General features: G+C 67.4%; 18 protein-coding genes. 9 read left to right on the top strand and 9 right to left on the bottom strand.

Translation table 11 applies throughout. From position 1 onward, the window contains the following. Window positions 1-38: 38 nt before the first annotated feature. Together HUW53_RS16455 and HUW53_RS16450 are read right to left on the bottom strand one after the other, a co-directional pair. On the bottom strand, window positions 39-1013 hold the full coding sequence (locus tag HUW53_RS16455) for a quinone oxidoreductase family protein (protein WP_237346853.1): 975 nt from the start codon (window positions 1011-1013) through the stop codon (window positions 39-41). Window positions 1014-1108: 95 nt separating this feature from the next. Beyond that, the gene (locus tag HUW53_RS16450; protein WP_237346852.1) at window positions 1109-1876 is read right to left on the bottom strand and encodes a TerC family protein; all 768 of its coding nucleotides are present in this window, start codon (window positions 1874-1876) and stop codon (window positions 1109-1111) included. A 235-nt stretch (window positions 1877-2111) separates the two neighbouring features. On the opposite strand from HUW53_RS16450, the gene HUW53_RS16445 reads away from it, so the two are divergent. After that, a complete protein-coding gene (locus HUW53_RS16445) occupies window positions 2112-3308 on the top strand; it encodes a UbiH/UbiF family hydroxylase (RefSeq protein ID WP_237346851.1) in 1197 nt (398 codons plus the stop codon). Window positions 3309-3320: 12 nt separating this feature from the next. Here HUW53_RS16445 and HUW53_RS16440 read toward each other — a convergent pair whose 3' ends face one another. The 3 genes from HUW53_RS16440 to HUW53_RS16430 form a co-directional block, all read right to left on the bottom strand. Further along, window positions 3321-4292 (bottom strand): AEC family transporter, encoded by a 972-nt coding sequence (locus HUW53_RS16440; protein WP_237346850.1) that lies wholly within the window; start codon window positions 4290-4292, stop codon window positions 3321-3323. Between the two features lie 181 nt (window positions 4293-4473). Beyond that, the gene (locus tag HUW53_RS16435; RefSeq protein ID WP_237346849.1) at window positions 4474-6123 is read right to left on the bottom strand and encodes a long-chain-fatty-acid--CoA ligase; all 1650 of its coding nucleotides are present in this window, start codon (window positions 6121-6123) and stop codon (window positions 4474-4476) included. 233 nt (window positions 6124-6356) lie between these two features. Next, window positions 6357-7679, bottom strand: coding sequence for an OmpP1/FadL family transporter (locus HUW53_RS16430; RefSeq protein ID WP_237346848.1), 1323 nt, complete (start codon window positions 7677-7679; stop codon window positions 6357-6359). Window positions 7680-8102: 423 nt separating this feature from the next. Between HUW53_RS16430 and HUW53_RS16425 the strand changes: the two genes are divergently transcribed. From HUW53_RS16425 to HUW53_RS16400, 6 genes are all read left to right on the top strand, one after another. Then, window positions 8103-8540, top strand: coding sequence for a MerR family transcriptional regulator (locus tag HUW53_RS16425; RefSeq protein WP_237346847.1), 438 nt, complete (start codon window positions 8103-8105; stop codon window positions 8538-8540). A gap of 130 nt (window positions 8541-8670) precedes the next feature. Continuing rightward, window positions 8671-9816 (top strand): thiolase family protein, encoded by a 1146-nt coding sequence (locus HUW53_RS16420; protein ID WP_237346846.1) that lies wholly within the window; start codon window positions 8671-8673, stop codon window positions 9814-9816. Between the two features lie 10 nt (window positions 9817-9826). Beyond that, window positions 9827-12154 carry a 3-hydroxyacyl-CoA dehydrogenase/enoyl-CoA hydratase family protein gene (locus HUW53_RS16415; protein ID WP_237346845.1) on the top strand — a complete coding sequence of 776 codons (2328 nt, stop codon included), beginning with the start codon at window positions 9827-9829 and terminating at the stop codon, window positions 12152-12154. A gap of 136 nt (window positions 12155-12290) precedes the next feature. Further along, window positions 12291-14081: an acyl-CoA dehydrogenase C-terminal domain-containing protein gene (locus HUW53_RS16410; RefSeq protein ID WP_237346844.1), complete on the top strand. Its 1791-nt coding sequence runs from the start codon at window positions 12291-12293 to the stop codon at window positions 14079-14081. A gap of 94 nt (window positions 14082-14175) precedes the next feature. Further along, entirely contained in the window at window positions 14176-14487 is a 312-nt protein-coding gene (locus HUW53_RS16405; protein ID WP_237346843.1) for an SCP2 sterol-binding domain-containing protein, read from the top strand. A 78-nt stretch (window positions 14488-14565) separates the two neighbouring features. After that, window positions 14566-14907 carry a hypothetical protein gene (locus tag HUW53_RS16400; RefSeq protein WP_237346842.1) on the top strand — a complete coding sequence of 114 codons (342 nt, stop codon included), beginning with the start codon at window positions 14566-14568 and terminating at the stop codon, window positions 14905-14907. A gap of 50 nt (window positions 14908-14957) precedes the next feature. On the opposite strand, the gene HUW53_RS16395 is transcribed toward HUW53_RS16400, so the two are convergent. Beyond that, window positions 14958-17042 carry an acyltransferase family protein gene (locus HUW53_RS16395; RefSeq protein ID WP_237346841.1) on the bottom strand — a complete coding sequence of 695 codons (2085 nt, stop codon included), beginning with the start codon at window positions 17040-17042 and terminating at the stop codon, window positions 14958-14960. A 113-nt stretch (window positions 17043-17155) separates the two neighbouring features. Next, entirely contained in the window at window positions 17156-17392 is a 237-nt protein-coding gene (locus tag HUW53_RS16390; RefSeq protein ID WP_237346840.1) for an Lrp/AsnC ligand binding domain-containing protein, read from the bottom strand. 240 nt (window positions 17393-17632) lie between these two features. Here HUW53_RS16390 and thiD point away from each other — a divergent pair, with 240 nt between their 5' ends. Beyond that, complete coding sequence (thiD, locus tag HUW53_RS16385) at window positions 17633-18448, top strand: bifunctional hydroxymethylpyrimidine kinase/phosphomethylpyrimidine kinase (RefSeq protein WP_237346839.1); 816 nt, start codon at window positions 17633-17635, stop codon at window positions 18446-18448. Window positions 18449-18583: 135 nt separating this feature from the next. Then, on the top strand, window positions 18584-19198 hold the full coding sequence (locus HUW53_RS16380; RefSeq protein ID WP_237346838.1) for a helix-turn-helix domain-containing protein: 615 nt from the start codon (window positions 18584-18586) through the stop codon (window positions 19196-19198). A 15-nt stretch (window positions 19199-19213) separates the two neighbouring features. Here HUW53_RS16380 and HUW53_RS16375 read toward each other — a convergent pair whose 3' ends face one another. Both HUW53_RS16375 and HUW53_RS16370 read right to left on the bottom strand, forming a co-directional pair. Then, window positions 19214-19654 carry a DUF1489 family protein gene (locus HUW53_RS16375; protein WP_237346837.1) on the bottom strand — a complete coding sequence of 147 codons (441 nt, stop codon included), beginning with the start codon at window positions 19652-19654 and terminating at the stop codon, window positions 19214-19216. A gap of 71 nt (window positions 19655-19725) precedes the next feature. Continuing rightward, window positions 19726-20706, bottom strand: coding sequence for a hypothetical protein (locus HUW53_RS16370; protein WP_237346836.1), 981 nt, complete (start codon window positions 20704-20706; stop codon window positions 19726-19728). Between the last annotated feature and the right edge of the window lie 116 nt (window positions 20707-20822).

Here is a 20822-nt window from a genome sequence, read left to right as displayed (position 1 = left end):
CCCCATCAGGGTTGGCGCACCAATGGAAGGGCGGCCCCTCAGGGCAAAAGCAGCGAGGACCCCGTAGTCTTGCGCGATTCGAGGTCCTTGTGGGCCTTTTGCGCATCCTTCAGGGCGTAGGTCTGGTGGATGGGGATCTTAACCGCCCCGTCGAGCACCACCTCGAACAGGTCGTTCACGGTGGCGAGCAGATCCTCGCGCTTGGATACGAAAGTGTTGAGGGTGGGCCGGGTGGCGAACAGCGAGCCCTTCTGAGAGAGCTGCAACAGGTCGAAGTTCTTGATGGGGCCGGACGCGTTGCCGAAGCTCACCCATAGCCCGAGCGGCTTCAGGCAGTCGAGCGAGGCGGGATAGGTCGCCTGCCCGACCCCGTCATAGACCACGTCGCACATCTTGCCGGCGGTGATCTGCTTCACCCGGTGCACGAAATCCTCGTCCCGGTAGAGGATGACATGGTCACAGCCGGCGGCGAGCGCCAGCTCGGCCTTTTCCTTGGAGCCGACTGTGCCGATCACGGTCGCCCCCAGGTGCTTTGCCCACTGGGTGAGGATGAGCCCCACGCCGCCGGCCGCGGCCTGCACCAGAATCACATCCCCCGGCTTCACCGGATGGGTGCGGCGCACCAGATATTGCGCGGTCATGCCCTTCAGCATCATCGCCGCAGCCGTGCGATCGTCGATGGAGGCCGGCAGATGCACCAGCAGCGCGGCGGCGACATTGCGCACCTCGGCGTAGGCGCCGATGCTCATGGCGTAGACCACCCGGTCGCCCTCGTGAAAACCGCTCACATCCGGCCCCACGGCGGTCACGACACCGGCGCCCTCGTTGCCCGGCACGAACGGCAGGCCGTCGGTCTTGTAGAGGCCGGTGCGGAAATAAACGTCGATGAAGTTCAGGCCGATGGCTGTCTGGCGGATCTGCACCTCGCCCCGGCCCGGCGGCGGAACGGTGATCTCTTCGTAGGTGAGCACCTCGGGCCCGCCCGTATGATGCACCCGAACCGCATGGACCATGACGCCTCCCCCTGCCCCAGCCTTTGTCTTCCCGGCGGATCATAGGGGCCGGCGCGCGGCTCGCAAGGGCTCCGCGCCCTCCAATCCGGCGGCGGCTAGTCCAGGCCCGGACCGGGCGGCGCGCGCCGCCGGCGCTGGCGGCGCCCGGCCGCCGCCACGTTGAGCATCTCCACCATCACCGAGAACGCCATGGCCGCATAGACATAGCCACGTGGGATATGCACATCGAACCCGTCGGCGACCAGCATCACCCCCACCATGAGCAGGAAGGCGAGGGCCAGCATCTTCGCCGTCGGATGCTGGGCGATGAAGCTGCTGAGCGGTCCGGAGGCCCAGAACATGATGCCCACGGCCACGATCACCGCCGCCACCATCACCTCGATATGCTCCGCCATGCCGATGGCGGTGAGGATCGAGTCGACGGAGAAAACCAGATCCAGCACCGCCACCTGTCCGATGATGAGGGTGAAGGCGCGCCCCGCGACCGCCGACGGCCGCTCGTCTCCATCTCCATCCTCCTCCGCGTCGCCCTCGACGGCGGCATGCATCTCCATGGTGGCCTTGGCCACCAGGAACGCGCCGCCGGCAATGAGGATGAGATCGCGCCAGGATATGTCGATGCCGAAGCCCACGAACAGCGATTGCTGAAGTCCGATGAGCCATGACAGGGCGAACAGGAGCGCGATGCGCAGCACCAGCGCCAGGGAAAGACCGATCTGCCGCGCCCGCAGCGCCTGACGCTGCGGCAGACGCTGCACCAGCAGGGAAATGAACACGACATTATCGATGCCGAGCACGATCTCCATGACGGTCAGCGTCACCAGGGCGGCCCAGGCCTCCGGCGAAGTGATGAGCGCGAGCATTCCTCTTCCCCCAAAGACGCTTCGTTAAAGACCCTTCGTCAAAAGACACTTGGCCCAATCAAAGACTCTTGGCCCAAGCTGCGCGGCCGTTGTCGCCCAGCTCGACGGGCGCTTCAAGGCGGCCACGGGTGGGGTCTGCCATGATGGGTCAACAGACCGCGCCCCCGGCGGGCCTCCATTGGTCTAGGTATAGGGGCAAGGACAGATCACGACGCCTGCGCGGGTGGAGGACATCATGGCGACCGAGGATGCACGCAACCTGAAGGATCTGCACGACGTGGTGGTGGTCGGCGCGGGGCCGGCCGGGCTCGTCATGGCGCTGGGTCTTGCGGCGCGCGGCGTGTCCACCGCCCTCGTCACCGGACCGGAGCGGGGTGTCGATCATCGCACCACGGCCCTGCTCGACGGCTCGGTGCGCATCCTTGAGGCGTTCGGCCTATGGGAAGGGCTCGCGCCCAAGGCCGCGCCCCTGCGCGATATGCGCATTGCGGATGCCACCCGCCGGCTGTTCCGCGCGCCGGAAGTCACCTTCCGGTCCGCCGAGATCGGCCTCGACGCTTTCGGCTACAACATCGAGAACGATCCGCTGCGGCTCACCCTGATGGCGGCGGCGATGGCGCAGCCGGCGCTCCACATCGCCCGCACCAGCCTCACCGCGCTGACGGTGGGGGAGGAGGCCGCCCGTCTCGATCTGGCCGATGGCGGGCAGCTCCGGGCCCGCCTCGTGGTGGGGGCCGACGGGCGCGGCTCCACCGTTCGCGCCGCCGCAGGCATCGACCTGGCGACCCGCGCCTATCCGCAGGTCGCCTTCACCGCCACCGTGCGCCACAGCCGTCCGCACGAGGATATTTCCACCGAATTCCATACCGAAAGCGGTCCGTTCACGCTGGTTCCGCTGCCGGGCGAGCGCTCCAGCATCGTCTGCGTGGTGAGCGAGCGGGAGGCCGTGCGCCTGCTCGGCCTGTCCGATGAGGCGCTATCGCGCGAGCTGGAGACCCGCGCCGCATCCATCCTTGGCCGTTTCGAAGTGCTGCCCGGCCGTGGCGCGTTCCCGCTCACGGCGGAAACGGCGGAGCGCCTGACCGCGCCGCGCATCGCCCTGATCGCGGAAGCGGCCCACATCATGCCGCCGATCGGTGCTCAGGGGCTCAACCTGGGCCTGCGCGACGTGGCGGAGCTGGTTGCCATTGTCGAGGAAGCCGCAGCGCGTGGCCACGACGCCGGCGGGCCCGACCTTCTGGAGCGCTATGCCCGTGCCCGCCGCCCGGACATCGAGGGCCGGATGCGCGCAGTGGACGTGCTGAACCGGTCCCTGCTGTCGGACGTCGTGCCGATCCAGGGCGTGCGCGGCTTCGGCCTTTATCTGCTCGACCGAGTGGGGCCGTTGCGCCGCACGGTGATGAAGCTGGGCGTCGGCAGCCGGGCGGCCTGAGCACCCCCGGCATCACTGGAGCAGGTCGAGCGGGATGAGCCCGGCCCGCAGCAGGTACAGCATGGCGGTGACGGTGAACACCGAACACACGGTGCCGATGAGCACCGCCGTGGACGCCTCTTCCACATAAGTGTGATACTGGCGCGCCAGCACGAAACAATTCAGCGCCGGCGGCAGCGCCGCCATCAGCAGCATGGTCTGCGCCCAGGCCGGCGACCATCCCCGCGACACGCTGCCCACCAGCGACAGCGCCAGCAGCGCAATGGCCGGCTGGCCCACGAGCTTCAGCGCCAGCAGCGGCACCAACTCTATCGGGATGCGCCGCAGCGGCCGCAGCGCCACCGTCACGCCAAGGGTGAAGAGGGCACAGGGCGCGGCCGCGTTCTTCAGGAAATCCAGCATCCGCGCCGCTGCGTCCGGCTCATGGAAGTGGAAGGCCGCCGCCAGCACGCCCAACAGGGTCGCGATGTTGAACGGGTGGGTGAACACCCGCCTTGCGATGAGGAGCAAGGTGGCGGGCAGGCTCTCGCCGCGCCCACGCGTCGCCATCAGCAACGGCACCAGGGTGAAGAACAGCAGGCTGTCGCAGGCGAAGATGAGGGCGGCGGGAGTCGCCGCCCCCTGCCCCAGCGCCGCAAGGCTCAGGCCCGGCCCCATGTAGCCCACGTTCGCATAGGCTCCGACCGCGGTGGCGATGGCCGCCTCGCCCACGTTCCCGCCCCGGAACCACAGCCCGACACCGAGCGCCACCGCCGCCGCGGTGGCCGTGGACAAGACGGCGGCGAGGATGAAGGCCGGGTTTGCCAGCTCCTCGAACGGAGTTTGCGCCACGATGCGATAGAACAGCGCCGGCAACGCCACATAGATGATGAAAAAGGTGAGCCAGGCGAGCCCCGCCTCCGGCAGCTTGACCAGCCGGCCGCAGAAATACCCCAGGAAGATGAGGCCGAAGAAGGGAAAGACGAGGCCGAACAGGTCGCTCATGGGCGGCTCTTGATGCGTCTTGGCGGCGCTCCGGCACGGAACGCCGCAGGCAGGGGGACGGCGCCGGCCCCGTCGATCCAGAGGACCGAGAACGACACCAGGCACCCCGAATGCGACTAAAGGAGAGGGCCCCCATCTGGCAAGCCGCGTGTCGCGTGCGGATGATGCCCCCTCCCCGCGCTCAGGCGCCCCCGCGGGTGCGCTCCTCCTCGACCAGCTCCTTCTTGGAGAGCTTGCCCACGACGCTTTTCGGCAGGCTGTCGCGAATCTCGATGGCCTTGGGCAGCTCGATCTTGGAGATCTGGGCCGAGAGGAAGTCCAGCAGTTCGTCCGGCGTAACGCTCATGCCGTCGCGCAGGGTGACGAAGGCCTTGGGCGCCTGCCCGCGATAGGCATCCGGAACGGCGATGGCCACCGCCTCCGACACAGCCGGGTGCAGATAGAGCGCTTCCTCGATCACTCGGGGATACACATTATAGCCGCCGCACAGGATCACATCCTTGATGCGGTCCACCAGGAACAGATAGCCCTCCGCGTCCAGATAGCCGACGTCCCCGGTACGCAACGCCCCGTCGATGAAGGTGTCGGCGGTTTCAAGGGGGCGGTTGTAATAGCCGCGCATGACCTGCGGCCCCCGCACGCACACCTCGCCCTTCTCTCCCACGCCGCACAGGCGCCGGGGATCGGCGAGGTCACGGATCTCGATCACCGTGCGCGGCAAGGCGGTGCCGACCGAGCCATCCTTCACCAGCCCCAACGGCGGATTGGCGGTGACCACCGGCGAGGTCTCGCTCAGGCCGTAACCCTCCACCAGCTTGCACCCCGTGAGCCCTTCGAACCGCTGGCGCACCTCAGCAGGCAACGGCGCGCCGCCGGAAATGCACAAGGTGAGTGAGGAAAGGTCTCGCTTTTCGATGTCGTCCACTCCGTTGATGGCGGCGTAGATGGTGGGCACGCCCGGAAACATGGTGGGCTTCTCGCGCTCGATCAGGTCCAGGACCTGGGCGAGGGTGAAGCGCGGCACCAGCAGGATCTCGGCACCGAGGCAGATGGGAATGACCATCACCGTCTGCATGGCGAACACATGGAACAGGGGCAGCACCCCCGCCACGCGCTTCACGCCGATGCGCCGGCATTCGGCGTGGATCATCACCTGCTGGGCGTTGGCGGAGACGTTGGCATGGGTGAGCATGGCGCCCTTGGGCACGCCGGTGGTGCCGCCGGTATATTGCAGCACCGCGATGTCGGTCAGCGGATCGATTTTCACCGGTCGTGGCCGGGACCCATGGCCGAGCAGGGCGCCGAATGGCAGGTGCAGCCCGTCGCGCAGGTGGTACTCGGCCTGATCCTTGCGCTTGAACCAGGTGAAGAGCATCCCCTTGAGCCAGGGCAGCACCCCCGTCATGGGGCAGACGATGACGGTTTTCAGCCCCGCCTCATGGGCCACCGCCGCGACCCGGGCGTGGATCACCTTCACGTCCGGCACCACCATGATGGTGGTGCCGGAATCGCGAATCTGGTGGCGCAGCTCCCGTTCCACATAGAGCGGGCTGAAGTTCACCACGGTCCCGCCCGCCTTCAAGACGGCGAAGAAGAAGACGACGGAATAAGGCGTATTGGGCAGGCACAGGCCAACCTTGGTGCCGGGACCGACCCCTTCTTCCTGGAGTCCGGCCGCCACCTGGTTCACCAGCGCACCGAGCTCGGCATAGGTCCATTGCCGGCCGAAGAAGTTCAGCGCCGGCCGCGGACCGTATTCCGCGACGCTCGCATCGAGCAGATCGGGAACCGGGACGGGCACGATGGACGCGCTTTCGGTCCGTTCGAGCATGGGCGTTCTCCCGCATGGCAGAGGCGTCTCCCCCGTTCGCGGGGGTTCGAGCAAGCCCTGCCGTCTGTCCTTGATCGTTGCCCGGGCAACCCTCGCCCTTTGCGCCTGGGCGGGCGCACGCCCGCGCTCGCGTTCCCAGGGAACGCGCCACGTCGAGCTTTGATCCCCATCGCATCTTGCGAAGAAGGGCATCCGCGCGGCGGAATTGACCGGCGCGCGGGGTCGGTGCCCGCCTATTTGGTGATGAGCGCGGGCTGCGGGTTCAGCTCGCCGAACTTGTAGCGCACGCCGAGCGAGACGATGTCCACATAGCCGTTGCTGACCTCTCCGACCAACACACCGCGATAGGTGTTACCCGCCGCAGAGGGGTACTGATCGATGGGGCTGTTCTCGCCGAAGATGTGGCTATAGGCGAAGTCCATGGAAAGCTGCTGGGTCACCGCATAGGTGAAGCCGGCGGACAACCACAGGCGATTGGTGTCCGGCAGGCGCGGCGAGCGGGTCTCGTCGGGCACCGGCGTCAGCTCATAGGCAAGGCCCGCGCGCAGGGCGAGCTTGGGATCCCATTGGTATTCGACGCCACCCGAGAAGAACCAGCCATCCTTCCATTGCAGGTCGAGAATGCTGGCGACGCCGGCCGGCGTGCGCACCACCAATTGATCGAGCGTCGACCAGTCGGTCCATTCCACGGTACCGAGCAACGTCCATTGCGGTGCCACCCGGGACCGGAACGATGCAGTCACCTGCCCCGGCAAGGTCAGGCCCGCATTGGCGACATACTGCGCGAGCTGCGTCTGCCCGAAGTACAGGCCCAACTGGCCTTGGAGATCGTGATCGATGGACGATTTGTAGCCGACACCGATGGTGGTGCCGGCCCAGGGCGTAAGCAACACGCCAAGATTGAAGCCGACGCCGAGGTCGTCGCCATCCACCTGGGCATAGAGATTGTTGGCGGGCGGAACGATGCCGGTGAACGTGGCGTTGCTGAGCCGGGCATCAATGTAATTGACGCTGACGCCGCCACCGAGGGTGAGCCATTCGTTCACCTTGTAGGCGACCGAGCCCTGGATGTTCAGGTCGAAGATGCGGCTATAGCAGCCGTAATAGCGCCCGGACCAATTGCACGGCGCATCCGAGATGAGGCCGAACGGCACCGTCAACCCGAGCCCGATCGCGAGCTTGTCCCAGGCATAGGTGACGAAGGTGGTGGGCAGCAGCGCGTCGTCGATGATGTCGCCGACCCCGGTCGTGCCAAGGCTGGCGCCGGTGAGAGGGGCGCGCGCGTCGTAAACGTCCACCGAGGCGTGGGGCATGATGTAGGTGAAATTGCTCTCGACGTTCAGGCCCGGCGAGAAGCTGATGGCCGCCGGGTTCCAAAACATGGAGGCAAGGCCCTCGCCACCGGCTGCCGCGCCCGCAAATGAGGTGCCTTGGTAGTAGGAGCTTTGCTCGCGCAACCCGAACCCGCCGGCCTGCGCCTCGGCGGCGGCGAGGGTGGCGACGAGGGGCAGAGCGATGCTCCCGGCACGTCTGACGATGGCGGTGGATCTGAACATGAGTCCCCCTTAGCTCAACGCGTCCGGGCGCGCGTGTCCGGCCGGCGCTTTCGATGTGGCGTTTCCTCGGGCATGGCACGCTGCGGTGCGCCATAGGTTTTTATCATGCCCTATACGTCATCTAGAATGCCTAAACGGATAACCCCGTCAACTGCCATCATCGCGCCGCCCCGCTGCATGTCGTGAATATGCCACCACCGTTGCACGAGCACCACGCAGCAACTTGAGCGTCGCCATATGTTCCGGCCACGAAGATCCTGACGGCCCGACATCCCCCCATAACCCGGCGCCGCCGCGATCCTGCCGGATTTTCGGCGATTCGCGCCCACCTTGGGTTGGCCGGTGAAAATCGCGAGGCGGGGACTTGCGCCCAAGGTCAAAGCATGTATCGTCGGGGCGGTTGGATGACGTATAGGTGAACTTGTGGCATCGACTGACAAGCGCGGCGGCAATGGCGGGCTGACCGACACCTTCTTTACAGTGACGGAGCTGGCGCGCGATCTCGCGGTCACGCCGCGCACCATCCGCTTTTATGAGGACAAGGGCCTCATCACGCCGCGCCGGGCCGGCACCATGCGCGTCTACACCAAGCGCGACCGTGCCCGCATGGTACTGATCCTGCGCGGCAAGAGGCTCGGCTTCTCGCTACGCGACATCAAGGACTATCTCGACCTCTACGACATGGACCCCACCCAGTCGGAGCAGATGCGGTTGCTGCTGAAGAAGGTCGAGAGCCGTCTGGAGATGCTGGAAGACCAGCGCCTGGCGCTGGAGGAAACCATCGCCGAGCTCAAGGACATCCAGGACCAGACCCTCGCCGGCCTTGCCACCGCCGGCGGCGACACCAAGGTCGCCGGCTGAGCGGCCCTCAACTCAGGACGCTGATCCCGGCGCACGCGTACAGGCGCGTGGGCCCAACATACGCAAGGGGCCGGCGCGTGGAAACGGGCTCGCGTCCTCGAAGCGGAATCAAGCACAGGCAGGAGCGCTCATGCAGAACGTCGTGATTGCGGGCTATGCCCGCTCGCCCTTCACGCTGGCCAAGAAAGGCGACCTCGCGCGCCTTCGCCCCGATGATCTCGCCGCCCAGGTGGTGGCCGCGCTGGTCGCGCGCACCAAGGTGACGGTCGAGGACATCGAGGACCTCATCGTCGGCTGTGCCTTCCCGGAGGCCGAGCAGGGCTTCAACGTCGCCCGTCTTATCGGCATGATCGCCGGCCTGCCGCAGTCGGTGGCCGGGACCACGGTGAACCGCTTCTGCGGCTCCTCCATGCAGGCGGTGCACATGGCCGCCGGGCAGATCCAGCTCGGTGCCGGCGAGGTCTTCATCTGCGCCGGCATCGAAAGCATGAGCCGGGTGCCCATGACCGGCTTCAACCCCATGCCGAACCCGGCCCTCTACGCCAAGCTCCCCGCCGCCTACATGGGCATGGGCGAGACTGCAGAGAATGTCGCCGGCAAATGGCAGATCACCCGCGCCGACCAGGACGCCTTCGCCCTGAACAGCCACCAGAAGGCGGCCCGCGCCGCCGCTGACGGCCGCTTCAACGCGGAGATCGTTCCGGTTCAAGTGAACGGCAAGGTCGACAAGAGCGTGGATGCCGATGGCTGCATCCGCCGCGATGCCACCCTCGAAGGCCTGGCCGGGCTGAAGCCGGCCTTTGCCGAGAACGGTACGGTGACCGCTGGCACCTCATCCCCCCTGACCGATGGCGCCTCGGCCGTGCTGGTGTGCTCGGAAGCCTATGCGGACAAGCATGGCCTGGAGCCGCTGGCGCGCCTCAAAAGCGTGGCGGTGGCCGGCTGCGCGCCCGAAATCATGGGCATCGGCCCCGTCGCGGCCACCAAGAAGGCGCTGGCCCGCGCCGGCCTGTCCATATCCGACATCAATGTGGTGGAGCTGAACGAGGCCTTCGCCTCCCAGGCTCTTGCCTGCCAGCGCGAACTTGGCATTTCCGACGAGACGCTGAACCTGGACGGCGGGGCCATCGCGCTCGGTCATCCGCTCGGCGCCACCGGCGCCCGCATCGTCGGCAAGGCGGCATCGCTCCTGAAGCGCGAGGGCGGCCGATATGCGCTCGCCACCCAATGCATCGGCGGCGGTCAGGGCATTGCCACCGTGCTCGAACGGGTCTGAGGGGGCACGCATGACCGAGATCAAGAAAGTCGCCGTCATCGGCGCCGGTGTCATGGGGGCCGGCATCGCCGCCCATGTCGCCAATGCGGGCATCGCGGTGCTGCTGCTCGATATCGTCCCCGCGGGCGCGAGCAACCGCAACATCATCGCCGAGACGGCGGTGGAGAAGCTCCTGAAGGCGGATCCCGCCGCCTTCATGTCCAAGCGGGCGGCGAAGCTGGTCAGCACCGGCAATATCGAGGACAACCTCGCGGACCTGTCGTCGTGCGACTGGATTGTTGAGGCCGTGATCGAACGCCTCGACATCAAGCAGGCGCTCTATACGCGGATCGAAGAGGCGCGCCGGCCGGGCAGCGTGGTGTCATCCAACACCTCAACCATTCCGCTGAGCGACCTCACGGCGGGCCTGCCGGAGAGCTTCAAGCGCGATTTCCTCATCACCCATTTCTTCAACCCGCCGCGCTACATGCGCCTATTGGAGATCGTGGCCGGAGCCGAGACGAACCCGGACACCGTGGCCGCCGTGTCCCACTTTGCCGATGTAAAGCTCGGCAAGACGGTCGTCGCCTGCAAGGACACGCCCGGCTTCATCGCCAACCGGCTCGGCACCTATTGGCTCCAGCTCGCGGTCGGCGAAGCGTTCGCTCTCAACCTCAAGGTGGAGGAGGCGGACACGGTGATGGGGCGGCCGTTCGGCTTTCCCAAGACCGGTGTGTTCGGCCTTATTGATCTCGTGGGGCTCGACCTGATGCCCCATGTCCAGGGCTCCCTGAAGCGGGCGCTGCCGGCCGCCGATCCGTTCCACGCCACCCTGCGCGACGAGCCGCTGATCGCGCGCATGATCGAAACCGGCTTCACCGGCCGCAAGGGCAAGGGCGGCTTCTATCGCCTCAACCGCGAAAACGGTCAGAAGCTGAAGGAAGCCATCGACCTTGCCACCGGCGACTACCGCCCCCAGGCGAAGGCGGTTGTGCCGGAGTTGGAAGAGGGCGGCGGCAAGGATCTGGCCGCGCTCATGTCGGCCCCCGGCCCGGCGGGGCGCTATGCCCGCGCGGTCATGGCCCGCACCCTCGCCTATGCCGCGCGGCTGGTGCCGGAGGCCGCCGACGACATCGTCGCCGTCGATGATGCCATGCGCCTGGGCTACAATTGGAAATTCGGCCCCTTCGAGCTGATCGACAAGATCGGCGCGGCCCGGCTCATTGACATGCTGAAGGCCGACGGCGTCGAAGTCCCTGCCCTGTTGGCGCTGGCGGCGGAGCGGCCCTTCTATCGGGTCGAGGCCGGCGCGCGGCAATATCTGGGCACGGATGGCACCTATCGCGACATCGTGCGCCCGGCTGGCGTCCTGCTCCTCGCCGACATCAAGCTGAAGTCGCAGCCGCTGCTCAAGAACGGCTCGGCTGCCCTGTGGGACATCGGCGAGGGCGTGGTGTGCCTGGAGTTCACGTCCAAGAGCAATGCGCTCGATGAGGGCATCATCAGCCTGCTCGCCAAGGCGCTGAAGCTCACCAAGGAAAAATACAAGGCGCTCGTGATCTATAACGAGGGTTCGAACTTCTCCGTGGGCGCCAATCTGGGCCTGGCCCTGTTCGCCTGCAACATCGGCGCCTTCGGCGAGGTGGAGAAGCTGGTGGCCAGCGGCCAGAAGGCCTACCAGGACATGAAATATGCCCCCTTCCCGGTGGTGGCCGCGCCGTCCGGCCTGGCGCTGGGCGGCGGCTGCGAGATCCTGCTGCACGCGGATGCGGTGCAGGCCCATGCGGAAAGCTATATCGGCCTCGTGGAATGCGGCGTCGGCGTGCTGCCGGCCTGGGGCGGCTGCACAGCCATGCTGGAGCGCTGGCAGACCGACCCGAAGTTCCCCAAGGGTCCCATGCCGGCCCCCTCCAAGGTGTTCGAGACGGTGTCCACCGCCACCGTCGCCAAGTCCGCCGCCGAGGCCAAGGAGCTGAAGTTCCTGCGCGAGGGCGACGGCATCACCATGAACCGCGACCGGCTGCTGGCCGACGCCAAGGCCCGCGCCCTCGCCTTGGTGGAAGGCTATGCGCCGCCCAAGCCCATCGACCTCACCCTGCCCGGCCCCACCGGCAAGGTGGCCATGGACATGGCGGTGGATGGCTTCGCCAAGCGCGGGCTGGCCACCCCACACGACCGCGTAGTGTCCGGCGCGCTGGCGCTGGTGCTCACCGGGGGGGACGCCGACCACACCGAGCCGGTGAGCCAGGCGCGGCTGCTGGAGCTGGAGCGCGAGGGCTTCATGACGTTGATCCGGACCAATGCCACCCTCGACCGCATCGAGCACATTCTCGAAACCGGCAAGCCGCTGCGGAACTAAGGATCTTGCCCCCGCCAGCCCCGGCGGGGGACGAACCACCAATACAACGTCATGGCCGGCTGCGCCGGCCCCCGCGTCCGGCGCGGGTGCCGAGGGTCAGCCCGGCATGACGGAACCAATACGGGAGCCAAACGCCATGCAGGTCTATTCCCCGCCGCTGCGCGACATGCGCTTCGTGCTGCACGAATTGCACGGCAGCGACGTGCTGCGCACCCTTGAAGGACTGGAGGAGGTCACCCCCGACCTCATCGACGCCGTGCTGGATGAGGCCGGGAAGCTCGTCACCGAGGTGCTGGCGCCGCTCAACCAGAGTGCCGACCAGGAAGGCTGCACCTATGAAAACGGCGTGGTGCGCACGCCCAAGGGCTTCAAGGAGGCCTACAAGACCTTCATCGAAGGCGGCTGGAATGGCATCGCCTGCGATCCGCAATATGGCGGCCAGGGCCTGCCGGCCTCAGTGAACAAGCTGGTGGAGGAGATGCTGTGCTCGGGCAATCTCGCCTTCGGCATCTGCCCCGGCCTCACCCACGGCGCCTATGAGGCGCTCAAGGCCTATGCCTCCGACGACCTCAAGAACCGCTTCCTGCCGAAGATGGTCGAAGGCGTGTGGTCGGGCGCCATGTGCCTCACCGAGCCCCAGTGCGGCACCGACCTCGGGCTGGTGCGCACCCGCGCCGTGCCGCAAGCGGACGGCTCCTACAAGATCACCGGCAACAAGATCTTCATTTCCGCCGGCGAGCAGGACCTGACCGAGAACATCATCCATCTCGTGTTGGCCCGCCTGCCGGACGCACCCAGCGGCATCAAGGGCATCTCCCTGTTCCTGGTACCCAAGTTCCTGCCGAAGGACGATGGCGCGCTCGGCCCGCGCAATGGCGTGCTGTGCACCGGCATCGAGCACAAGATGGGCATCCATGGCTCGTCCACCTGCCAGATGTCGTTCGAGGAGGCCACCGGCTGGCTGGTGGGAGAGCCGAACCGGGGCATGCGCGCCATGTTCGCCATGATGAACTCGGAGCGCCTGTCCGTGGGCACCCAGGGCCTGGGCCTGGGAGAAGCCGCCTATCAGGCGGCGGTGGCCTATGCCAGGGAGCGCCTGCAGGGCCGCGCGCTCACCGGCGCCAAGCATCCCGACAAGCCGGCGGATCCGATCATCGTGCATCCGGACGTGCGACGCATGCTGATGACCATGCGGGCCTACAATGAGGGCTGCCGCGCGCTCGGCGGCTGGGTGGCCCGCGCCCTCGACCTGATGGAGCATGCGAGCGACCCGCAGACGCGCCGGCAGGCGGAGGATTTCACCTCCCTCATGACGCCGATCGTGAAGGCGCTGTTCACCGACCTGGGCTTTGCCTCCGCCTCCATGGGCATGCAGGTCTATGGCGGCCATGGCTACATCCGCGACCACGGCATGGAGCAATATGTGCGCGATGCCCGCATCGCCATGATCTACGAGGGCACCAACGGGGTGCAGGCGCTCGACCTCGTGGGCCGCAAGCTGCCCGCGCACATGGGGCGCTATTTGCGGTCCTTCTTCCATCCGGTGCTCGCCTATATCGACGCCAAGATGGATGACGAGAACCTGTCGCCACTGATCGCGCCGCTCGGCAAGGCGTTCGGCGCGTTGCAGCTTGCCACCGCCCACATCGCGGAAAAGGGGCTGAGGGACCCGGACGAGGCCGGCGCCGCCGCCACCGAATATCTGCGCCTGTTCGGCCTGGTGGCCCTGGGCTACATGTGGGTGCGCATGGCGGACGTGGCCTATGAAAAGCGGGCCGGCGCGGGCGACGACGCGGCTTTCTATGAGGCTAAGATCGCCACCGCACGCTTCTACATGGACAAGCTGCTGCCGGAGGTGGCGGCCCTGTGGGGCGCCATCAAGGCCGGCAAGGCGGCCACCATGGGCCTGGACGAAACCCTGTTCTGATCTGCGCGGCCGACCCGCACGCCGGGCGGCCGCGGTTCGAAACCTTCCCGCCCCGCCCCCGCCGGGGCGGCCCATTTTTTGAGAGGTGGCCCAGATGGCCGATGTTTCCGCTCTGATCGAGGCCATGCGCGAACGCTCCGACACCCTGTCGGCGCTCGGCTACAAGGTTCGGTTCGACCTGACCGACCAGAACATTTCGCTGCTGCTCGACGCCGCCGATGGCAAGGTCTGCCTGGAGCAGAGCACCGGTGATGCCGATGCCGTGCTGAAACTCTCCTCCGACACCCTGGACAAGCTCGTTTCCGGTCGCCTCGGCGCCATGCTGGCGTTTTCCACCGGTCGCCTGAAGGTCGAGGGGTCGCGGGGCGTGGCGCTGAAGCTGGCAAGCCTTTTGGGCGACGAATAGTCCATCTTCAGGCGCCCGGACATCGACGCGCAAGATATCGCCGCGCAAGACAGCCGGCCTGAGCGAAGGACGGCTGTCTTGAATTGCGTTTGCGCCATTTTTTCACGCGAGCCGGAAGCCCCATTGCGTGAGTGCGCCTTAAAGAAGGAGCGAGCCGGACGCGAGCGCGGTTACGCCGTCCAGCTTCACGACGAGGTCGGCCACCTTGTCGCCGTTCACATCACCCTGCAACATGCCGTTGTTGAAACGAAGCTCCCTGGCCCCACCCGAAAAAATCGCGGAACCGACATAGACGAAGCGATCGTTCGCCGTTCCACCGTTGCTGTTTGCGTCAATGCTCCTGAGCAGCCCTCAGCTGCCACAAGCCTCGCGCTGGAGCATGCAACCGTGGATCGAAATACCCGCGTTCACGATCGCTGAAATGGGCCGACTTTCACCTGCGGCGGGCGAGATCGTCTCGGGAGGCTTCTTCAGTTGCCGGGGCTGATGCCGCGCGTGGGCTCGACCTTGTCCACGGCGCTCTCCGCCGCGCGTGCTTGCACATGCTCCGGCGCGGCGCTCAGCAGGCTCGCGATGGCGGACCTGACCGAGGGATCGTCCCGCAGCCGGCGTGCCCCGGCGGGGCTCAAATGATTGCCGTCGCTGTAGAAGAATGCCGCGTCATCGCCCGCGTGGCACACGTTTCCATCGCAGAAGAGGTTTGAAAGCAGCACGGCTCCGGTGCCGGGTACGGCGCGGGCCACCTGCTCGATGACCGCGTTGGTGGGGCCCACCACGCGCTCCATCTCCGCAAGGCTCTGTGTCATGCAGCCGCTGGCATCGCCCCCGAAATAGTCCGCCCGCACAACGCAGGCGGCCGGCGGATGGAGATATTCCGGCGCCTGCCCCATCACCAGGACGTTCGCTCCCATGGTGCGGATCTCGTCCACCGTCCGCCGCAGCGCCACCGGAAAGGCGGCGCGGCTGCCTTCGGCACTCGGCGCGCGCGCGGCGGGAAGATCGGGCATGGTGAGGGCCACGTTCTGCCGGGCATGGGTGGTCCAAAGGGCCCAGCGGCCCACCAGCACCACGAGCTTGGGGCGGGCCTTCGCGATTTCTTCCATCACGGCCGTGTTGAAGGCCGTGCACTCCGCTGCCTCGTCGCCAAAGCGCGGCGTGACGACGCCCGCCAGCGGCGGACAGCCCGAAAGGGTCAGCAGACGGCTGCCAATCCCCTGTTCAGCGAACAGCTCGGCCAGGCCCTGGAAGCTGGCATGGGCATGGGAATCCCCCCACACCAGCACATCATAGCCCTTGCCCTGAGCCCCGGGCGGCGTGACCGTGCAGCTTGCGGTGCCGCGCATGAAGTCGGTGCCGGTCTTGCAGATGGCAAGGCCATGGCCCTCACGCATGGCCGCCTCTGCCTTGAGGCCTCGGGCCGACAGGGGCCAGATCCGCCCGTCGCGCGCGTCGATCCCGCGGGCGCCGAATACGGCCACCAGCATCACCGCCGCGGCCGCGGCAAACCGCACCGCCCGCCGCCCGCCGCCCGCTGCGGCGCGCCGCAGCGGCGCCTCCACGTAACGCAGCGAGAGCGCCGAAAGCGCCACCGCCAGCAGGATGATCCCCGCCGCGAGCAACGGTGTCAGCGCCCGGCCGCGATAGATGAAGGCAAAGGCCAGCAACGGCCAATGCCACAGATAAAGCGAATAGGAGATGCGCCCCACATAGACCAGTCCCGGCAGGGCAAGCAGGCGCGCCGCCGGCCCGCGCGCCGCATGCCGGCCGGAATAGATGAGGAGCGCCGCGCCCAGCACCGGCGGCAGCGCCGCCACGCCGGGGAAGCTGGTGTTGCGGTTGTAGAGGAACACCGGGATCAGCAGCGCGCCGAGACCGAGCGCACCGAGGCCGGCCGCCACCTTGGGGGGCACCTTCGGCAGCGGCGCGAGGGCGATGAGGGCACCCACCAGCAATTCCCAGGCCCGCGACGACAGCAGGAAGAAGGCCCGGCGCGGCGCCTCCTGAAGCTCGACCTGAGCGATCACCAGGGAAACAAGGGCCACGGCAAAGAGCCCGATCACCGCCAGCCGCCGCCCGCCCACGCGCATCAGCACGAACAGCAGCAGCGGAAACACGATGTAGAATTGTTCCTCCACCGCCAGCGACCACAAATGCAGCAGGGGCAGCTCTTCCGCCGCCGGGGCGAAATAGGATTCGAGCCCCATGAAATGGATGTTGGCGTAGAACAGGGTCGCGGGGATGAGGGAGCCGGCGAGGTTCTCCATCTGCGTCGGCAGCAGGATGAAGGCGCCGATGGCAACGGTGGTGAACAGCACCAGGAACAAAGCGGGCAGGATGCGGCGGATACGGCGGTCGTAGAAATCCACCAGGGAGAAGCGCCCCCGCTCCAGGTCGTCGGCGATGATGGAGGTGATGAGGAAGCCGGAAATGACGAAGAACACGTCCACGCCGACGAACCCGCCACCGAACAGCGAAAATCCGCCGTGGAACAATACAACGCTGCCGACAGCGACGGCACGCAGCCCATCGATGTCGGGCCGGTAGGCCAGACTCATTCCTCTTCCCCTGATGATGCGCCCCCTTGCGGGCGCGCACTCTCGCCGAAGAAGCAATAGCCCGTGCGCGCGGCAACCGCAAACCCCGCCCGCCACACGGAAAAGCTGGCCGCTTAGAACGCCTTGTAGGTGATGATGGTGCGCGTGTCCTGGATGCCGGGGATGCTCTGCACCTTCTGGTTGACGAACTGGCCGATATCCGTGCCCGGCTCCACGTAGAATTTTACCAGCAGGTCGAAGTCGCCCGCGGTGGAATAAATCTCGGACGCGATCTCGGCATCCGCGATGGCGTCGGCCACCTCGTAGGACTTGCCGAGCTGACACTTGATCTGAACAAAAAACGGGATCACGGCGCACTCCGCTGGAGAACCGGACCGCATGGCCCCGGCCCTCTCCTGTTGGCCGCAGGGCGGCGGCAGCGCCGCCCTTCCGGCGCCGCCAGGGTGACCAAAACCGCCGCGCGACGCAAGGCCGGTGGAGCCGAGCGCCCCATGGGGAGGGGTCTTCATTTTCCCGATTCAGCGTGGCGCGAAAATGGTCTAAGCCTCCCGCACCGGTCGCCCTTCCGCTCTCCAGACGAGGTTCGTCCCGTGTCCCATCGCGCGCCGCCCATCGCCCTCACCATCGCCGGCTCCGATTCCAGTGGCGGCGCCGGCATCCAGGCCGACCTGAAGACGTTCTCGGCGCTCGGCGTCTACGGCGCCAGCGTCATCACCGCCCTGACCGCGCAGAACACGCGCGGCGTCACCGCCATCCACGACGTTCCCGACGCGTTCATCGCGGCGCAGATGGATGCCGTCTTTTCCGATCTTGCGGTGAAGGCGGTGAAGATCGGCATGCTGTCGCGGCCCGGCGCCATTGACACCGTCGCGGCTGGCCTCGACCGGCATCAGGCCCATCCGGTGGTGCTTGATCCGGTGATGGTGGCGGCATCGGGTGCCAAGCTGCTCACCGACGATGCGGTGTCCACGTTGATCGCGCGGCTGCTGCCCCGAGCGGAAATCATCACCCCCAATCTGCCCGAAGCCGCCGCGCTCCTCGGCACCACGCCCGCCGCCGATGAAGGGGAGATGCGCGCCCAGGCAGAGCGCCTGATGGCGTGCGGCGCGAAAGCGGTGCTGATGAAGGGCGGGCACGGCAGTGGCGCGCAGAGCGTGGACCTGCTGGTCACGCCGCAGGCCGTGACCAGCTTCGCGGCGCCCCGCCACCCCACGCGCAACACCCACGGCACCGGCTGCACGCTGTCGTCGGCCATCGCCGCGCGGCTCGCCCTGGGCGACGACCTGGTGTCGGCGGTCGGCGCCGCGAAGGCCTACATCACCGGCGCCATCGCCGCCGCCGACGCGCTTGATGTCGGCTCCGGGCACGGGCCTGTGCACCATTTTTTTGCCCTCTGGCCGGCTTGACCCCAAGTCCACCGAACAAGTCCACCGAAACAGCCGGCGGAAAACTGCCCGTCGCACCCTGGCGCCTTGTGCCCCGCGAAATCCGCGCTATCGTCCGGAACAGCGAACGCCCGTTCGGATGAAAGGATACCACCCATGGCAGTGAAGGACCGCGGGGGCAGTCCCCTCGAATCGGGCGCGCAGGCCATTACCGGTCAGTTGGGCAAGACGATCCAGCGGCTGCGCAAGGCCTACAACCTCTCCCTGTCCGATCTGGCGGAACAGTCGGGCGTGGCCAAATCCATCATCAGCCAGATCGAGCGCAACGAGACCAATCCGACTTTGGCCACCGTGTGGCGCCTGTCCCAGGCCCTCGACATGACAGTGGAGCGGGTGCTCGCTTCCAGCGACGACGCCCCTTTCGTGGAGAAGCTCACCCGCGCCGACACCCCCATGCTGGTGTCGGAGGACGGCCTGTGCCGCCTGTCCATCATCGGTTGGATCAAGACGGTGGAGTGGCTGCAATATTACGACTTCCACGCCGAGCCGGGGGGCGAGCTCGATTCCGATGGGCATCAGCGCGGCTCGGTGGAGTGCCTCACCGTGATTTCGGGTGCGCTGGAGGTGGATGTGGCCGGCACCGTAGAGACAGTGAAGGAAGGCGAGACCGTGCGTTATCGCTGCGACCGCCGCCACATCATCCGCAATCGCGGCTCTGTGCCGGTCCATGCCTTCATGGTGTGCCTGCTGAAGGCGGCCGTGCTGGACTGAGGCCGAAGGCGGCGCTTACAACAACCCGAGCATTTCCAGCTCCCGGCGCATCTCCTCCGGCATCGCCGCCGCCGCGTCGCCATCGACCGCCGCCAGGTCCGCGGGCGCCTCGGCGGGCTTCAGATAGCGCCAGCCCTGAAACGGCCGCGCCGGGCGCGGGCGAACGCCGATGACCTCGGGGTCGAGCACCAGCGCGCAACGGCGCACGCCGTCCACATCCACGAACGGTCGCACATCCAGGAGCCGCTGACGCGCCGCCACGTCACCGCGAATGACCCAATAGAGCGAGCCCCCGTCGCGCAATTCATCCATGCGGGTGGGCACCATGCGCGTGACATGGGTCTGCTCGAACGGGACACCGGCGCGGCGCGCGTCGTCCCGCCGGTCCGCGATCCAGTTCCGCAGGTCCTCGATGGAGGTGGCGCCCACGCACAGTTTGATGAGATGGAGAGACATGGGCCTTCTATAGCCCAAGCGGAGGCCGAAGGGTGCCCCGCGCGCGCAAGGCTCCCCGGAGCAGATTGCAGCTATTGCAGCGCGCCCGCCGGCACATCGACCGGCGCCGGCCGCCGGGCCGCGGGGGCAGTTCCCCCCTGGGGGCGGACATCGCTTGGAATCGTCGGACGCGGTGCGGGAAGGGGCGGGGCAAGGGATGGGGCAAAGGGCGGGAGCGAACCGCCGGCCGGAGCCTCCGCGGGAGCGGCTGAAGGAATTGCGGGCGCCGTTTCGCCGACCGCCGGGGCCGCGCCGATCTCGGGTTCGGGCGGTGCCGATGATTCCGGTGGCCTCGGCGCTGGCGCCTCAGGCGTGGCGGGTGTCGCGTCCCGGCCGCTGATTGTGGACGGCGCGCCGGTCGCGGGCGGGCTCCAACGCGCCGCATGCGCGGCATAAAGCGTCTCGAAGGTCCGCTTGCTCTCGTTTTCGGCCGCGCGAGAGCCCTCGCCCAGCAGCCGGGCGGCGGTACAGGTGCCATCGGCGCAGGAAAAATCCTCCCGCAACACCACGGCCACCAGGCCAAACGGATCCCGCGCCAGCGGCTGGCGCCACACCTCCACCAGCGCCGCCACATCGGCCGCCGGGGCGCGGCGCAACAAGGTGTCCGCATCGCGAAGCAGCATCAGCCGCGCGCGCACCAACGCGCGCGTGGCCGCCACCGTCTGCGGGCGCGCAAACACAATGTCTTCGCAATGGGCCGCCATGTCGTCGAGGGCGTCCACACAGGCAAGGCCGCTCGCCGCCAACGACCCGTCAAGAGCCGTGGCCCGGATGGACAGGGCTTGCGCCTCGGCCTTCAACGCCTGCTCCTCGGCGGCACGCCGCGACAGCACCACGATCGCATAGCCGAGCACCAGGACGCCGATGACCACCAGCAGCAGCGCCGGCAAGCGGTAGCTCTGCGCACGCTGCAACAGCACGAACACCGCCACCGCGAATGTGGCCGCCACGGCCACCACCAGCCAGCCCGGCACCGGTTCGGCGCCGCCCATCGCAAGGGCGAAGGAGTTCATCGCGTCGACCTCCGGCTTGGGTCTCCACGCGCTCCGCACCGGAGCACGTGTCGTCATCATGCTCCGCAACTAATTGCAGGGCAATGAGAAACCGGGCGCCGACGCGCCGGAAGCCA

The sequence above is a fragment of the Xanthobacter agilis genome (genome assembly GCF_021730435.1).
In the GTDB taxonomy this organism is placed as follows: Bacteria; Pseudomonadota; Alphaproteobacteria; order Rhizobiales; family Xanthobacteraceae; genus Xanthobacter; species Xanthobacter agilis.
This window is presented reverse-complemented; position numbering and strand designations above follow the sequence as displayed.

Bases quoted from the DNA above. Each gene is read 5' to 3' on its own strand.
- HUW53_RS16405 (WP_237346843.1), top strand. From the start codon at position 14,176: ATGGCCGATGTTTCCGCTCTGATCGAGGCCATGCGCGAACGCTCCGAC.
- HUW53_RS16420 (WP_237346846.1), top strand. From the start codon at position 8,671: ATGCAGAACGTCGTGATTGCGGGCTATGCCCGCTCGCCCTTCACGCTG.
- HUW53_RS16440 (WP_237346850.1), bottom strand. From the start codon at position 4,292: ATGAGCGACCTGTTCGGCCTCGTCTTTCCCTTCTTCGGCCTCATCTTC.
- HUW53_RS16370 (WP_237346836.1), bottom strand. From the start codon at position 20,706: ATGAACTCCTTCGCCCTTGCGATGGGCGGCGCCGAACCGGTGCCGGGC.
- HUW53_RS16375 (WP_237346837.1), bottom strand. From the start codon at position 19,654: ATGTCTCTCCATCTCATCAAACTGTGCGTGGGCGCCACCTCCATCGAG.
- HUW53_RS16450 (WP_237346852.1), bottom strand. From the start codon at position 1,876: ATGCTCGCGCTCATCACTTCGCCGGAGGCCTGGGCCGCCCTGGTGACG.
- HUW53_RS16455 (WP_237346853.1), bottom strand. From the start codon at position 1,013: ATGGTCCATGCGGTTCGGGTGCATCATACGGGCGGGCCCGAGGTGCTC.
- HUW53_RS16430 (WP_237346848.1), bottom strand. From the start codon at position 7,679: ATGTTCAGATCCACCGCCATCGTCAGACGTGCCGGGAGCATCGCTCTG.
- HUW53_RS16435 (WP_237346849.1), bottom strand. From the start codon at position 6,123: ATGCTCGAACGGACCGAAAGCGCGTCCATCGTGCCCGTCCCGGTTCCC.
- HUW53_RS16415 (WP_237346845.1), top strand. From the start codon at position 9,827: ATGACCGAGATCAAGAAAGTCGCCGTCATCGGCGCCGGTGTCATGGGG.
- HUW53_RS16395 (WP_237346841.1), bottom strand. From the start codon at position 17,042: ATGAGTCTGGCCTACCGGCCCGACATCGATGGGCTGCGTGCCGTCGCT.
- HUW53_RS16445 (WP_237346851.1), top strand. From the start codon at position 2,112: ATGGCGACCGAGGATGCACGCAACCTGAAGGATCTGCACGACGTGGTG.
- HUW53_RS16410 (WP_237346844.1), top strand. From the start codon at position 12,291: ATGCAGGTCTATTCCCCGCCGCTGCGCGACATGCGCTTCGTGCTGCAC.
- HUW53_RS16380 (WP_237346838.1), top strand. From the start codon at position 18,584: ATGGCAGTGAAGGACCGCGGGGGCAGTCCCCTCGAATCGGGCGCGCAG.